The organism is Actinotalea endophytica, assembly GCF_025717005.1.
Lineage (GTDB): Bacteria > Actinomycetota > Actinomycetes > Actinomycetales > Cellulomonadaceae > Actinotalea.
This window is the reverse complement of record NZ_JAOVZU010000001.1, coordinates 100,012-114,446: the sequence shown is the minus strand read 5'-3', so window position 1 is coordinate 114,446 and position 14,435 is coordinate 100,012. Positions and strand designations below refer to the sequence as shown.

General features: G+C 73.1%; 16 protein-coding genes. All 16 read left to right on the top strand.

What is annotated here, in order from left to right:
- Positions 1-28 precede the first annotated feature (28 nt).
- The 16 genes from OEB99_RS00595 (at position 29) to OEB99_RS00520 (ending at position 14,384) form a co-directional block, all read left to right on the top strand.
- The gene (locus OEB99_RS00595) at positions 29-1,165 is read left to right on the top strand and encodes a flagellin N-terminal helical domain-containing protein (RefSeq protein WP_263507655.1); all 1,137 of its coding nucleotides are present in this window, start codon (positions 29-31) and stop codon (positions 1,163-1,165) included.
- 101 nt (positions 1,166-1,266) lie between these two features.
- The gene (gene fliD / locus OEB99_RS00590) at positions 1,267-2,622 is read left to right on the top strand and encodes a flagellar filament capping protein FliD (RefSeq protein ID WP_263507654.1); all 1,356 of its coding nucleotides are present in this window, start codon (positions 1,267-1,269) and stop codon (positions 2,620-2,622) included.
- Positions 2,623-2,639: 17 nt separating this feature from the next.
- The gene (gene fliS, locus OEB99_RS00585) at positions 2,640-3,116 is read left to right on the top strand and encodes a flagellar export chaperone FliS (protein WP_263507652.1); all 477 of its coding nucleotides are present in this window, start codon (positions 2,640-2,642) and stop codon (positions 3,114-3,116) included.
- A gap of 1 nt (position 3,117) precedes the next feature.
- Positions 3,118-3,444 carry a hypothetical protein gene (locus OEB99_RS00580; protein ID WP_263507651.1) on the top strand — a complete coding sequence of 109 codons (327 nt, stop codon included), beginning with the start codon at positions 3,118-3,120 and terminating at the stop codon, positions 3,442-3,444.
- A gap of 175 nt (positions 3,445-3,619) precedes the next feature.
- A complete protein-coding gene (locus OEB99_RS00575; RefSeq protein WP_263507650.1) occupies positions 3,620-3,961 on the top strand; it encodes a flagellar basal body rod protein FlgB in 342 nt (113 codons plus the stop codon).
- A complete protein-coding gene (locus tag OEB99_RS00570) occupies positions 3,961-4,362 on the top strand; it encodes a flagellar basal body rod protein FlgC (protein ID WP_263507649.1) in 402 nt (133 codons plus the stop codon). The genes OEB99_RS00575 and OEB99_RS00570 overlap by 1 nt, the downstream gene beginning before the upstream one ends.
- Entirely contained in the window at positions 4,362-4,700 is a 339-nt protein-coding gene (gene fliE / locus OEB99_RS00565; RefSeq protein WP_263507648.1) for a flagellar hook-basal body complex protein FliE, read from the top strand. The genes OEB99_RS00570 and fliE overlap by 1 nt, the downstream gene beginning before the upstream one ends.
- Positions 4,700-6,268 carry a flagellar basal-body MS-ring/collar protein FliF gene (gene fliF, locus OEB99_RS00560; RefSeq protein ID WP_263507647.1) on the top strand — a complete coding sequence of 523 codons (1,569 nt, stop codon included), beginning with the start codon at positions 4,700-4,702 and terminating at the stop codon, positions 6,266-6,268. The genes fliE and fliF overlap by 1 nt, the downstream gene beginning before the upstream one ends.
- Entirely contained in the window at positions 6,268-7,278 is a 1,011-nt protein-coding gene (gene fliG, locus OEB99_RS00555) for a flagellar motor switch protein FliG (protein ID WP_263507646.1), read from the top strand. Before fliF ends, fliG begins: the two co-directional genes overlap by 1 nt.
- On the top strand, positions 7,268-7,870 hold the full coding sequence (locus OEB99_RS00550) for a FliH/SctL family protein (protein WP_263507645.1): 603 nt from the start codon (positions 7,268-7,270) through the stop codon (positions 7,868-7,870). The genes fliG and OEB99_RS00550 overlap by 11 nt, the downstream gene beginning before the upstream one ends.
- Entirely contained in the window at positions 7,867-9,276 is a 1,410-nt protein-coding gene (locus OEB99_RS00545) for a FliI/YscN family ATPase (protein ID WP_263507643.1), read from the top strand. The genes OEB99_RS00550 and OEB99_RS00545 overlap by 4 nt, the downstream gene beginning before the upstream one ends.
- Positions 9,273-9,710 carry a flagellar export protein FliJ gene (locus tag OEB99_RS00540; RefSeq protein ID WP_263507641.1) on the top strand — a complete coding sequence of 146 codons (438 nt, stop codon included), beginning with the start codon at positions 9,273-9,275 and terminating at the stop codon, positions 9,708-9,710. Before OEB99_RS00545 ends, OEB99_RS00540 begins: the two co-directional genes overlap by 4 nt.
- On the top strand, positions 9,707-11,206 hold the full coding sequence (locus OEB99_RS00535) for a flagellar hook-length control protein FliK (RefSeq protein ID WP_263507639.1): 1,500 nt from the start codon (positions 9,707-9,709) through the stop codon (positions 11,204-11,206). The genes OEB99_RS00540 and OEB99_RS00535 overlap by 4 nt, the downstream gene beginning before the upstream one ends.
- 9 nt (positions 11,207-11,215) lie before the next feature.
- Complete coding sequence (locus OEB99_RS00530; protein ID WP_263507638.1) at positions 11,216-11,653, top strand: flagellar hook assembly protein FlgD; 438 nt, start codon at positions 11,216-11,218, stop codon at positions 11,651-11,653.
- 25 nt (positions 11,654-11,678) lie between these two features.
- Complete coding sequence (locus OEB99_RS00525; RefSeq protein WP_263507637.1) at positions 11,679-12,854, top strand: flagellar hook protein FlgE; 1,176 nt, start codon at positions 11,679-11,681, stop codon at positions 12,852-12,854.
- Positions 12,855-12,956: 102 nt separating this feature from the next.
- The gene (locus tag OEB99_RS00520; protein ID WP_263507636.1) at positions 12,957-14,384 is read left to right on the top strand and encodes an MFS transporter; all 1,428 of its coding nucleotides are present in this window, start codon (positions 12,957-12,959) and stop codon (positions 14,382-14,384) included.
- The last annotated feature ends 51 nt before the right edge of the window (positions 14,385-14,435 follow it).

Below are 14,435 nucleotides of genomic sequence, written 5' to 3'. Positions count from 1 at the left end.
TCGACCCGCATCAAGGAGGAGTTCCATCATGGGTCTCTCGGTCAACACCAACATCGCGGCGCTCAACGCGTACCGCAACCTGTCCAACACGCAGTCCTCCCTGAACAGCTCCCTCGAGAAGCTGTCCTCGGGTCTGCGGATCAACCGCGCTGCGGACGACGCGGCCGGCCTGTCGATCTCCGAGGGTCTGCGCTCGCAGATCTCCGGCACCAACCAGGCCGTGCGCAACGCCCAGGACGGCATCAGCGTCGTCCAGACCGCTGAAGGTGCGCTCACCGAGACGCACTCGATCCTTCAGCGCATGCGCACCCTGTCCGTGCAGGCGGCGAACGACGGTGGCCTGTCCGCCGACGCCAAGACCTCGATCCAGTCCGAGATGGACGAGCTGACCTCCGAGCTGGACCGCATCTCCAGCACGACCCAGTTCAACGGCACCAAGCTGCTCGACGGCACCTACGCGTCGTCGTTCCAGGTCGGCGCCAACACCTCGGCCGACGACAAGATCTCGGTCACCATCGGCGACATGAGCGCGAGCGCCCTGGCCGTCGACACCCTGGACGTGACCACGGCCGGCACCCCGGCCTCGACCACGATCAACACGTACGCGACCTACGCGACCACGGGCACCTACGCCGACGCCACTGCTCTGCAGGGCCTCGGCACCGTCACGGTCAACGGCGTGAACGTGGACCTGAGCGCGGTCACCGGCCAGGCCGACATCAACACCGCCCTGTCGAACGCGGGCGCCGGCGCCACGGCGACGTGGTCCGCGGGTACCGCGATCACCTTCACCTCGACCACCTCGGCCGCTGCTGCCGACATCACGTCGAGCATCGCCGGTACGGCGACCGCCGGTACCTCCACCACGACGCCGGCCGTTCCGTCCGGTGCCGAGTCGGCCATCAACGCGATCGACGCCGCGATCACCTCGGTGTCCTCGCAGCGGTCCTCGCTCGGTGCGATCCAGAACCGGTTCGACCACACCATCAACAACCTCAACGTCGCGGCCGAGAACCTGACCGCGTCCGAGAGCCGCATCCGCGACACCGACATGGCTGCGGAGATGGTCAACTACACGCGGTCCTCGATCCTGTCCCAGGCCGGCACCGCCATGCTGGCCCAGGCCAAGTCGCTGCCGCAGAGCGTCCTGCAGCTGCTCCAGTGAGCCACCGCAGGGCCTAGCACCCCGACCGGCGGTGGACGGAGACCCCGTCCGCCGCCGGTCGCGCTGGAACACCGGCACCGATCGTCCGAAGGGAGCTCCCCGTGGCCGGCACCACCAACATCTCGGGGATCATCAGCGGCATGGACACGGCGTCCGTGATCAGCCAGCTGATGAAGCTCGAGGCTGCACCGCAGACGCTGCTGCAGACCAAGAAGACCAACGCCAGCTCCCTGGTCTCGGCCCTCCAGTCGTTCAACACCAAGCTCGCCTCGCTCACCACGACCGCCGAGACCGCGGCCGACGCCGACTCGTGGAAGGCCGTCAAGGCGACCTCGAGCGCCACGTCGGTCTCGGTCAGCACCGACGACACCGCGGTCGCCTCGTCGCTCAGCTTCACCGTCGACGCGGTCGCCAAGCCGCAGGCCTCGCTGCTGGACGTGCCCACGAGCTTCTACACCTACCCGCCGACCTTCCGGATCACCCGGTCCTCGGGTGAGGTCATCGAGGTCACCGCGGACTCCACCGCGCTGGCCGACATCGTCGAGGCGTTCAACAGCGCGAGCACCGGCCTCAAGGCCACCAGCGTCACGGCGAACGGCACCAGCCGCCTGCAGCTCACCGGTGCGGACACCGGCCTCGAGAACGCCTTCACCGTGCAGACCCAGGACTCCGGCGGCGTGTGGACCGACCTCACCTCGACCGAGATCCAGGCCGCGAGCGACGCGACGATCACGCTGTTCGCCGGGACGGCGGCCGAGCAGGTCGTCACCCAGGCGAGCAACACGTTCGAGGACCTGGTGCGCGGCGTCGACCTCACGGTGTCCGCCGAGGAGACCGACCCGGTCACGATCACCGTGGCGCGCGACACCTCGTCGATCGGCACCCTGGCGAAGAACCTCGTCAGCGGCCTGAACACGGTGCTCAGCGAGATCAGCGACCGGACGAAGTCGAGCACGACGACCGGCAGCGACGGCAGCACCTACACCAAGGGTGGGCTGTTCTCCGGCAACTCCTCGATCCGCGAGATCCAGCAGGCTCTGATGGCCGCGGCGTCGACCGACGTCTCCGGCACGTCGCCGGCGAGCATCGGCATCGAGCTCACCAAGGACGGCGACTTCAGCTTCGACGCCGAGAAGTTCGCCACGGCGCTCGCCGCGAACCCGTCCGGCGTCCAGGACATGCTCACCGCGATCGCCTCCGCGGTGCAGACCGTCGGCGACCGGGCCTCCGACTCGGTGTACGGGTCGATCACCCTCGAGATCCAGTCGCAGCAGAACATCGTCACCGACCTCACCGACCGGATCTCCGACTGGGACGACCGGCTCGCGCTGCGCCAGGCGACGCTCGAGAAGACCTTCACCGCGATGGAGGTCACGTTGAGCAACCTCCAGTCGCAGTCCGACTGGCTGGCGTCGCAGCTCGATGCTCTGACGTCGACCTCGTCCAACAACTCGTGAACCATGGAGGGGACACGATGAACTACGCAGCGGTTCGCGCACGGTACATGGATGACACCGTCGCGACGGCCAGCCCGGCCAAGCTCCTCACCATGCTGTACGACCGGCTGGTGCTCGACCTCGAGCGTGCCGAGAACGCGCAGCGGGAGAGCCGGTTCGCCGACGCGAGCCCGCACCTGACCCACGCGCAGGACATCGTGAGCGAGCTCATCTCGACCCTCGACACCAACGCCTGGGACGGCGCGCACGGCCTGATGAGCGTCTACACCTTCCTGCTGCGCGAGCTGGTCGGCGCGAACGTCGCCCGTGACGCGGAGCGCACCGCCGCCTGCCGCCGGCTGGTCGAGCCGCTGCGCGACACGTGGCACCAGGCGGCTGCGCAGCTCAGCACGCCCACGGCTCTCGCACCGGCCGCCGCGACGCCGGTGGCTGCCGGCTTCGGTGCCGCGGCGTTCGGTGCCTCGGCGGGGCTCGGCGAGCTCGGGGTCGCCTGACATGCCCGCGCCGACCTCGGAGCTCGCCTTCCGGGTGGCCTGGGAGGCAGCGCTCGACGCGCTCGAGCTCGACGTCGCACGCGCCGAGCAGGCGCTCACGCTCGACCGGATCGCGGCGAACCCGCCACAGCGCTGGGTCCCGCCGGTGGGCCTCGGCGCGCTGCCGGCCGAGCTCGCGACCCGCGCCCGTGCGCTGCTGGGTCGACAGCTCGAGGTCTCCCGGCGGCTCGCCGAGGCCGCCGCGCTGAGCCGCAGCCAGCTGACGGCCGTGCGGTCCATGCGACAGCGCGGGGAGTCGACCCCGGTCTATCTCGACGTGCCCGCCTGAGCAGGCGTGCCCGGTTCGGCCCGGGTCGCCTCCCCCGGACGGGTGAAGACCGCGGTCTAGCCCGGACAACCTCTCATCGCACCAGGCCCTGAGCCGATGGTCCCGGCGAGCACGGATTCGCTCGCCCAGGAGGCCATGGAACGGCCGCCCAGTGCACACCCGAGAGGTGGCGGCCGTGTTCGACTCTGTCTCGTACGTGGCGTTGAACACCGCCCTGGACGGCCTCGCCCTGCGCCAGCGCGTCATCGCGGACAACGTCGCGAACATCCAGACCCCGGGGTTCCTGGCCGGTCGGGTGTCCTTCGAGGAGTCGCTCGCGGCCGCGGTCGCCGACGGCACCGGAGCCGGTGAGCTCAGCACGTCCCGCTCGCTCGCGGCACCCCGCGAGGACGGCAACAACGTCAACCTCGAGTCCGAGACGCTGCTGAACATCCAGACCCAGCTGCGCTACCAGCTGGCCTCCCAGGCCGTGAGCCAGCAGTTCTCGCTGCTGCGCACCGCGATGCGGAGCGCCTGATGGGCACCTTCGACGCGATCGGCATCGCCGGCTCGGGCATGTCCGTCTACCGGACCTGGCTCGACGCCATCTCGGACAACCTGGCGAACCTCAACACCGTGCGGTCGACCGACGAGGAGGCCTTCCGGGCCCGCTTCGTGCACGCGTCGTCGGTGGACTACGGCGAGCCCGCCGGCGCCACGGTGGACGGCATCGCGCTCGGCTCCGCCGAGGGCCGGCTGGTGTACGAGCCGGACAACCCGTTGGCGGACGGTGAGGGCTACGTCCGCTACCCCGACATCGACATGTCGAGCCAGATGACCTACCTGATCATGGCCCAGCGCGCGTACCAGGCGAACGCCTCGGTCGCCGAGCGCGCCCGGGCCTCCTACGAGACCGCCCTGCAGATCGGACGTGCGTGATGAGCATCCAGGCGATCGGGGCGCTCGGCGCCTCGACCGGCGTCCAGTCCCTGTCCGCGCTGACCGGGTCGAGCGCGACCACCGGCACGTCGTCGACCACCGGCGCCGGCTCGTCGAGCGGCGTCTTCGGCACCACGCTCGCCGGCCAGATCGACCAGGTCCAGGCCCTGCAGTCCAACGCCGACGCGCTGGCCGTGCAGGCCGTCACCGGTGACCTCAACGACATCCACGACTACACGATCGCCGCGAGCGAGGCGTCGGTGGCGATGGAGCTCACCGCCGCGCTGCGCAACAAGGCCGTCGAGGCGTTCACCGAGATCATGCGGATGCAGGCCTGATGCCGGCCCCGCTCAGCGGCCTGCTCGGCCGCGCGCAGAAGACCGTCGGTCAGTTCTCGCTGGCCCAGCGCACCCTCGCCGTGATCGGGGTCGCGATGCTCGTGCTAGGGGCCGTCGCGCTGTCGGCGTGGCTCACCAAGCCGAGCATGACCCCGCTGTTCGCGAACCTCTCCGCGACCGACGCGTCCGCGATCGTCGACGAGCTCGACTCGCAGGGGGTCAGCTACGAGCTGGCCGACGGCGGCTCGACGATCCTGGTGCCCGCGAGCCAGGTCTACCAGCTGCGCCTCCAGGTGGCCGCGTCCGGCCTGCCGACCTCGTCCGACGGCGGCGGCTACTCGCTGCTCGACAGCATGGGCATGACGTCCTCGGAGTTCCAGCAGCAGGTCACGTACCAGCGTGCGCTCGAGGGCGAGCTCGCCAAGACCATCGCCTCGCTCGACGCCGTGCAGACCGCGACCGTGCACCTCGCGCTGCCCGAGGACAGCGTGTTCGTCTCGCAGACCGCCGACCCGACCGCGTCGGTGTTCGTGCAGACCGCGCCGGGTTCGACGCTGAGCGCCGACCAGGTGCAGTCGATCGTGCACCTGGTCTCCGCCGGCATCGAGGGTATGCAGCCGAGCGACGTCGCGGTGATCGACGCCGCGGGGCACGTGCTGTCCGCCGTGGGTGGGGACGCGACCTCGGCCCTCGCGGGCAGCCAGGTCGCCGACTACGAGGGCCGGGTCACCAGCAACGTCCAGGCGATGCTCGACACCGTGCTCGGCCCGGGCAACGCCGTGGTCAGCGTGACCGCCGAGCTCGACTTCGACCAGACCGCACGGACCACCGAGACGTACTCGGCCTCCGACCCGACGCTGCCGCCGATCAACTCCGCGACCTCCGTCGAGGACTACACCGGTTCCGGCCAGACGGTCGGCGGCGTGCTCGGCGTGGACGGGACCGTGACCGACACCGGGACCGGTGACGGCACGGGCACGTACCACAAGGAGACCGCGACGGTGAACAACCCGATCAACAAGGTCACCGAGGAACTGACCACGGCGCCCGGCACGGTGCGTCGCCAGTCCGTCTCGGTGATCGTCTCGGACGCGCTGGACGGCGTGGACCTCACCCAGCTCGAGAGCTCGATCGCGGCGGCCGCCGGCGCGGACGTCACCCGCGGCGACGTGGTGTCGGTCAGCCAGATGCCGTTCGACACCACGGTCGCCACGCAGGCCCAGGAGGCGATCGCCGCCGCCGAGGAGCAGGCCAAGGCCGAGCAGACCACGTCGCTGATCAAGACCGGTGCGATCGGCATCGTCGTGCTGATCTCGGTGATCATGCTCGTGGTGCTCGGCATCCGCCGCGGCCGCAAGGACGACCGCGAGACGATTGACCTCGGCTCGCTCGAGCTGCTCGAGGCCGCCAAGGCCGAGGCGCTCGAGGCGGCCGAGCAGGCCCGCGCCCTGCCCGCCCCGGTGCCGGTGCCGGAGTCGCACCGTGACGAGGTCCTCGCGATGGCCGCCGAGCAGCCCGCCGAGGTGGCCGAGGTGCTGCGCGGCTGGCTCACCGCCGGGAGGGCCTGATGTCCGCGTTGATGACCGGCTCGCAGAAGGCCGCCCTGCTGCTCATCCAGCTCGGCAAGGACCAGGCCGCACGCGTCATGTCGCTCATGGAGGAGAGCGAGATCGAGGAGCTCACCGCCGAGATCGCACGGCTCGAGCGGATCGACGCGAAGACGGCCGGTGACGTCATCGACGAGTTCTACAACGTGTCGATGGGCCCGCGCGGGCTCGTGGGCCGCGGCGGCCTCGGCTTCGCCCAGCAGCTGCTCGAGGCCTCGATGGGCCGGGAGCGCGCCGCGGGCATGCTCGAGCGCCTCGCCACGTCGCTCCAGGGCCAGCCGTTCGAGTTCATGATGCACGCCGACGCGCGCCAGATCGTCGGCCTGCTCAGCGGCGAGCACCCGCAGACCATCGCGCTGGTCATGGCGCACCTGCGCCCCGACCAGGCGTCGCAGATCATGACCGGCCTGCCGCCCGACGTGCAGGCCGAGGTCGCGCACCGGATCGCGCTGATGGACCGGGCCTCGCCGGACGTGGTCGCCGTGGTCGCCGAGAACCTGCAGCGCAAGGCCTCCGCGGTGCTCACCCCCACCGAGACCGCTGCCGTCGGTGGCGTGCAGCCCCTCGTCGAGATCATCAACCGCGCCGACCCGACCACCGAGAAGGCGATCCTCGAGGGCCTCGAGCAGCGCGACAAGGACCTCGCGGACGAGGTCCGCAGCCGGATGTTCGTGTTCTCCGACGTCACCCTGCTCGAGGACCGGGCCATCCAGCTCGTGCTCCGCGGCGTCGAGATGTCCTCGCTGGCCACTGCGCTCAAGGGAGCGTCCGACGAGGTCCGCGACAAGATCCTGTCCAACCTGTCCGAGCGGGCCAGGGACAACCTGGTCGAGGAGATGGACCTGCTCGGCCCGGTCCGGATGTCCGTCGTCGAGGAGGCCCGCGCGGCCGTCGTCCAGGCGATCCGGCAGCTCGAGGAGACCGGCCAGATCGTGATCCGGCGCGAGGGCGAGGACGAGTATGTCGCCTGAGACCACCGAGGCCACCCCCTTCCGGCTCGCCCAGCTCGCGCCGCGGATCTCCCGCGAGGAGGACCGCGCGGCGGGCTACGCCGAGGGGTGGGCCGCCGGTGCGCGGGCCGCCGCCGAGCAGGCCGCGCAGCAGCGCGCTGCGCTCGCGGCACAGCACCAGGCCGGCGAGGCCCGCCGGGACGCTGCGCTCGCCGCTGCGGTGCAGCGACTGGAGCGGGCCGCCGCGGCTGCGGACGCCCGCACCGCACCTGCCGTGGCGGAGGTCCGCGCGGTGCTGACCACCGCCGCGCTCGAGCTGGCCCGCGCCGTCCTGGGCGCCGAGCTCTCCGACGCGGAGACGGGTGCGCGCGCTGCCCTCACGCGCGCCCTGTCCGCCCCGGCCGAGCTCGGCGTGCACACCGTGCGCCTCGCGCCGGCCGACCACGCGCTGCTGTCCGCCGCCGGTGTCGCGCCGCAGGGGGTCGCGCTGGTCGCCGACCCACGCCTGCAGCCCGGCGACGCGATCAGCGAGCACCCTGCGGGCTACCTCGACGCCCAGCTGGCGACGGCGATGGACCGTGCCCGGCGTGCGCTGCTCGGGGAGGACGCATGAGCCCGACGACGCTCGACCTCGCGGGCACCGGGCCGGTGACGCCCGGCGCGTTCGGGTCCCTCGGGTCGCTCGGCTCCGGCGCCGGGATCGACGAGACGCTGCTGCGCCGCGCCGTGGCCCAGGCCGCGCCGGAGGCGGTCGGGCGCGTGGACGCCGTGGTCGGGCTCTCCGTCGACGTCATGGGCCTGCCCGGTGCGGTCGGCGACCTCCTCGAGGTCGGCGACGAGCGGGTGCCGGTCGAGGTGGTCGCGGCGACCTCGTCGACCCGCGGGACCCTGCTGCGCTGCATGCCGCTCGGCGCGCTGACCGGGTTGCGCACGGGCATGGCGGTGCGCGGCACCGGCCGGGCCCTGACCGCTCCGGTCGGCGACGCCCTGCTCGGTCGCGTGCTCGACGGGCTGGGCCGGCCGGCCGACGGTCGCGGCCCGCTTGCCGGTGTGCAGCGGCGCCCGGTGACCGGCCGGGCCCCGTCGGCGCTCGGCCGGACCCGGGTCGACACCGTCCTGAGCCTCGGCGTCCGTTCGCTCGACACCATGACGACGGTCGGCCGCGGCCAGCGCATCGGCCTGTTCGCGGGGTCCGGGGTCGGCAAGTCGAGCCTGCTGTCCATGATCGCCCGGGGTACCGACGCCGAGGTCTCGGTCATCGCCCTGGTCGGAGAGCGCGGCCGTGAGGTGCGCGAGTTCCTCGAGGACGACCTCGGCCCCGAGGGTCTGGCGCGCTCGGTCGTCGTGGTTGCCACGTCCGACGAGCCGCCGCTGGTCCGCCTGCGCGCCGCGTTCGTCGCCACCCGGATCGCCGAGGAGTTCCGCGACCAGGGCCGGGACGTCGTGCTGATGATGGACTCGCTGACCCGCGTGGCCATGGCGCAGCGCGAGATCGGCCTGTCGGTCGGCGAGCCGCCCGCGACCCGCGGGTATCCGCCGTCGACGTTCTCGCTGCTGGCTCAGCTGCTCGAGCGAGCCGGGACCGCCGAGCGCGGCTCCGTCACCGGGGTCTACACCGTGCTGGTCGACGGCGACGACCACAACGAGCCGATCGCCGACGCCGCCAGGTCGATCCTGGACGGTCACGTGGTGCTCACCCGCGAGCTCGCGACCGCGGGGCACTTCCCGTCCGTCGACGTGCTCGGGTCGGTCTCCCGGGTCGCCTCACGCGTGACCTCGGCCGCACAGCGCGAGGCCGCGACCCGCCTGCGGCAGGTGCTCGCGGCGCGCCGCCGCGCGCAGGACCTGATCGACGTGGGCGCCTACGTGGCCGGCTCCAACCCGATGGTCGACGCCGCGGTCACGCACAGCGACGCGATCGACGCCTTCCTGCGGCAGGGCATGGACGAGCGGGCCGACCTGGCCGACTCGTGGGCCCGGCTCGGCCGCCTGGTCGCGGAGATGGGAGGCCAGTCATGAGCCGTCCGTTCCGGCTGGGCGCTCTGCTCCGCCTGCGCCAGCTCGAGGAGGAGCGTGCCGCGGCGAGCCTCGCAGCAGCCAACGTCGAGGTCCGCGAAGCCGAGGACGAGCGCGCCGAGCTCGTGTCGCTGATGTCCGGGGTGCAGTTCCCGTCCCGCGTCGACGACGCCGTGTGGCGCACCCTCGTCGTGTCCCGGGCCTCGCTGCACGGCCTGGTCAACGAGGCGTCGGCGGTCGTGGACGTCGCGACCCGACGCAGCGAGCTCGCGACCGCGGACTGGACCGCGGCGCGCACCCGGCTCGCCATGGTCGACAAGCTCGCCGATCGGCACGCCGTGACCGTGCGCGCCGAGGAGGAGAAGGCCGAGCAGCTGGTGCTCGACGAGGCGGCGTCCCGCCGCGGCACCGCAGCCGGCACGGAGGAGGAACGATGATCGCGACCTGTGGGTCGACCCCGACCCTGGTGGCGGGTCCCGCACAGTCCGGCCCCGAGCCGGCCGCGGACCCGGGCGCGTTCGACGCGGCCATGGCGAAGGCGACCGCGGCCGAGCCGCGCGACCGTGCCGTGGACCGTGCTGTCGATCGTGCGGCCGACCGGCGTGCGGACAGCTCGGCCGCCGCGGACCGGCGCGCCGCCCAGGATCGGCGTGAGGCGACGGCGCGGGACAAGGCCGCGACGGACCGTGCGGACGCAACCGCGGCGCGCGGCGCATCGACCCACGGTGCGGACCACCGCGGGTCCCGGGCGGACGGCTCGGCGGACCGTGGCCCGGTCGAGCCGGGCAGCGGCACCGGACCGGCCACCAGGGACGGTGCAGGCTCGACCCCGGCAGGCGGCACCGACGCGGCCGCGACCACCGTGCAGACGACGAACGCCGCGACCGGGCTCCTCGGCACGGCGGTCTCCGTCGCGGACCTGCTGCGGTCGGCCGCCCAGCTGCTGACCGGCACGACGAACGGGTCGTCCCCGGACGACGCGAGCACGGACGGAACCGATGAGCAGGCCGTCGACGCGACCTCGTCGGGGTCGCCCGCGGCCGGAGCCCCCGCCGACGTTCTCGCGGCGCTCGCAGCCGCGGCAGGCGACCCCGCTACGGCCGTCGCTGCCGTGCCGACCCAGCACGGGCCGGTCGACGGCACGGTGCAGACGACCACCGAGCCGCTCGGCGGCGCGACCGCTGCCCGGGGTGCCGTTCCCGGCGCTGCCGCGCCCGCGGTCCCCGGCGCCCAGGCCGCCGCCGCTGCGACCGGGACCGCGACGACGCAGGCGACGGCCGGCGACGTGCTCGCGGCGGCGACGGACGGAGCGACGACCGACGGCACCGCCCCCGACGGCGCAGGCCCCGACGGCACGATGCCGACCCAGCCCGCGGCGTCCACCGCCGCGGGGGCGGCTCCGGCACCAGCCGTGAGCGCCACGCCGCCGGCCGCTCTGCCTCCGGTCGTCCCGCAGCACGCCGTCGCCCCGGCGGCGCCGGCGGCTGCATCGGCGTCCTCGGCGCCCGTCGCCCACCCCGTCGAGGTGCCGCCGCTCGCCGATCAGCTCTCCGTGCGGCTCGGAGCCCTCCGCACGGCGCCGCTCGGCCAGCACGTGCTCACGATGCGGGTCGAGCCGGAGAGCATCGGGCCGGTCCGCGTGGTCGCGCACATCGCGACCGACGGGGTGCGGATCGAGCTGGCCGGGGCGACCGACCAGGCGCGCGACGCGCTGCGCGCCGCGCTGCCCGACCTGCGCCGCGACCTCGCCGCGACCGGGCTCACCGCCGACCTGGACCTGGCGGACTTCTCCGGCCAGGGCTTCGGCGGGCAGGACCGCGAGCCGGCGGCGACGCCGAGCCCCCGTCGGACGACCACCGCGCCCGCCGGTGCCGCCGAACGCATCGCCCCCGTGACCGTCACCCGGTCCGGCGGCCTGGACCTCGAGATCTGAGGAGTCACGATGATCGACAACGTCACGGCCACCGCAGCCACCAGCCTCTACACCACGGGTACGAGCAGCTCGGCGCCGAACCAGACGATGAACCAGGAGGTGTTCCTCAACCTGCTGGTCGCCCAGCTGCGCAACCAGGACCCGTCGTCCCCGATGGACACCAACGAGATGATGGCGCAGTCCACCCAGCTGGCCTCGATGGAACAGCTCACCTCGCTGACCGAGGTCAGCCAGGAGGCCTTCGCGCTGCAGATGCGGATCGCGGCCTCAGGGCTGGTCGGCCAGCAGGTGTCGGTGGTCGACGGCGACGGCGTCACGCACACCGGCATCGCCACGGGCGTCTCGTTCGCCGCCTCCACCCCGACCGTCACGGTCGACGGCGTCACCGTGAACCTCGACGCGGTCTCCGCCGTCGCCACGCCCACCCAGACCACCCCGGCCGCCTGACGCCCGGACCCAGAAAGGAACTGCCATGCTCCGCTCCCTGTTCGCCGGCATCAGCGGCCTGCGCGCCCACCAGACGATGCTCGACGTCACCGGCAACAACATCGCCAACGTCAACACGACGGGCTTCAAGTCCTCGCAGACCCAGTTCCAGGACACGCTGTCCCAGATGGTCTCCGCGGCCGGCGCGCCGCAGGCCGGCGTGGGCGGCACCAACCCGGCCCAGATCGGCCTTGGCGTGCGCACCGCCGGCATCACGACGAACTTCCAGCAGGGCGCGGCCCAGCTGACCAACCGGTCGACCGACATCATGATCTCCGGCGACGGCTTCTTCGTGGTCCGCAACGGCACCGAGAACCTCTACACCCGCGCCGGGGCGTTCAGCTTCGACGCGATGGGCCAGCTCGTCACGCCGGAGGGCAGCCTGGTGCAGGGCTGGGCCGCCGACGCGGCCGGCGTGGTGGACCAGAACCAGCCGCTGAGCGACCTGCGCCTGCCGATCGCGACGCTGATGGGTGCGGCCGCCACCACGTCCGCGACGTTCGAGGGCAACCTGCCCGACGACGCCGCCGTCGGCACGGTGCTCAACCGCACGATGGACACCTACGACGCCGCGGGCAACACGGTCTCGCTGCAGCTCGGCTTCACCCGCACCGCGACCGGCTGGGACGTGGCCGGCCTGCTCGGGACCGCGACCGCGACCGGCGCCATGACGTTCAACGCCGACGGCACGCTGGCCAGCGGCGGCTCGCTCACGGTGGGCGGTGTCGCGGTGGACCTCTCGGCGCTCACCGGCTACGCCGGCATCACGTCGGTCGAGGCCTCCAGCCAGGACGGTCGGGCGGCGGGCACGCTGCAGTCCTTCACGATCAACGCCGACGGCACCCTGCTCGGCTCGTTCTCCAACGGCCTCAAGCAGGCCGTGGGGCAGATCGCGCTGGCCGGGTTCACCAACCCGGGCGGTCTGGAGAAGGCCGGCGCCTCGACGTACCGCACCACCGTGAACTCGGGCGCCGCGCAGGTCGGCCAGGCGGGGACCAACGGCCGCGGCACGCTGCAGGGCGGCGCGCTCGAGATGTCCAACGTCGACCTCTCGGCCGAGTTCACCAGCCTGATCATCGCCCAGCGCGGCTTCCAGGCGAACTCGCGGGTGATCACGACCTCCGACGAGCTGCTCCAGGAGCTCGTGAACCTCAAGCGCTGACCCTCGCGTCCCCGGCGCGCGGCCCCGAAGAGTGGCGGCGCGCGCGCCGGGGCGCAGGTCTAGTCTTCGGCACGGCAGGCCGATGCGCGGGAGAGGTGGGCGTTGACGGGCGACGAGAGCACGGCGGAGCCCGAGCCCGAGCCGGAGCCGGAGCCCGAGCCCGCAGTCGAGCCGGACCCCGTACCCGCGACCGCGCCCGGTTCGGCAGGTGAGCCGGCTCCCGCGCGCCGCACCCACCTGGTCGACCTCGCGCCGCTGCGCCACTCACGGGCGTTCGCCCGGATGTGGGCCGGCAACGCGATCTCGGCGGTCGGCGCCCAGATGACCGTGGTGGCGGTCGGCCTCAACGTCTACGACCTGACCGGCTCCACGTTCGCGGTCTCCCTGGTCGGGGTCTCCGCGCTGGTGCCGACCGTGCTGGCCGGCCTGTACGGCGGGATGCTGGCCGACGCGGTGGACCGACGCCGCCTGCTCCTCGGGGCCGCGCTGGTCGCCTGGGGCTCGACGGCCACGATCGCCGCACTCGCGTGGACCGGACGGGAGAACGTCGGGACGCTGTACGCGCTCACCGCCCTCAACGCGACCGCGGCGACGGTGATCGGCGCGACCCGCAACGCGGTGGTGCCCCGGTTGCTGCCGATGCGGCTGCTGCCGGCCGCCGCCGCGCTCGAGGGCCTGGTCTTCGGGCTCGCGGTCTCGGTGGGGCCGGCGCTCGCCGGGGTCGTGGTGGCGGTGGCCGGGTTCCCCGCGGCGTACACCGTCGACGTCGTGCTCTTCGTCGGGGCCTTCCTCGGCATCGTGTCCCTGCCGCCGGTGCGGCCCGAGGGCGAGGTCACCCGGGTGGGGCTGCGGTCGGTGCTCGACGGGGTGCGCTTCCTGGGCGGTGCGCCCAACGTGCGTGCCTCGTTCGCCGCGGACATCGCCGCGATGGTGCTGGGCCAGCCACGGGTGCTGTTCCCGGCGGCCGGTGCCCTCGTCCTGGGCGGCGGAGCCGTGACCGTCGGTGTGCTCACCGCGGCCGGCGCGGTCGGAGCGACGCTGTCCGGCCTGCTGTCCGGACGGCTCACCGGACTGCGCCACCAGGGGGTCGCGATCGCCAGGGCGGTGCAGGCCTACGGTGCGGCGATCGCCGGGTTCGGCGTGGTGCTCGCCGTGACGGCGGTGGTCCGCGGCTCGGTGACGTCCGGCTCGGTGACCTCACCCGCGGGAGCCAACCTGCCCGCGATCGGGGCGGCCGCCGTGCTGCTCGCCGCGGCCGGGGCGGCGGACAACGTGTCGGTGATCTTCCGCCAGGCGGTGCTCCAGTCCGCGGTGCCCGATGCCATGCGCGGCCGGCTCCAGGGCATCTTCATGGTGGTGGTCACCGGCGGCCCGCGCCTGGGCGACGTGTGGAGCGGGGTGCTCGCCACCCTCGTCGCCCTCTGGTTCCCGCCGCTGCTCGGCGGGTTGCTGATCATCGTGGCACTGGCGGCGCTGCTGCGCGCCCAGCCCGGGTTCCGGGCCTACGACGCGGCACACCCCACGCCCTGACCGCGCCCACGCCTGGACCGCGGCTCACCCCCGATCGCCGCACCACCACCT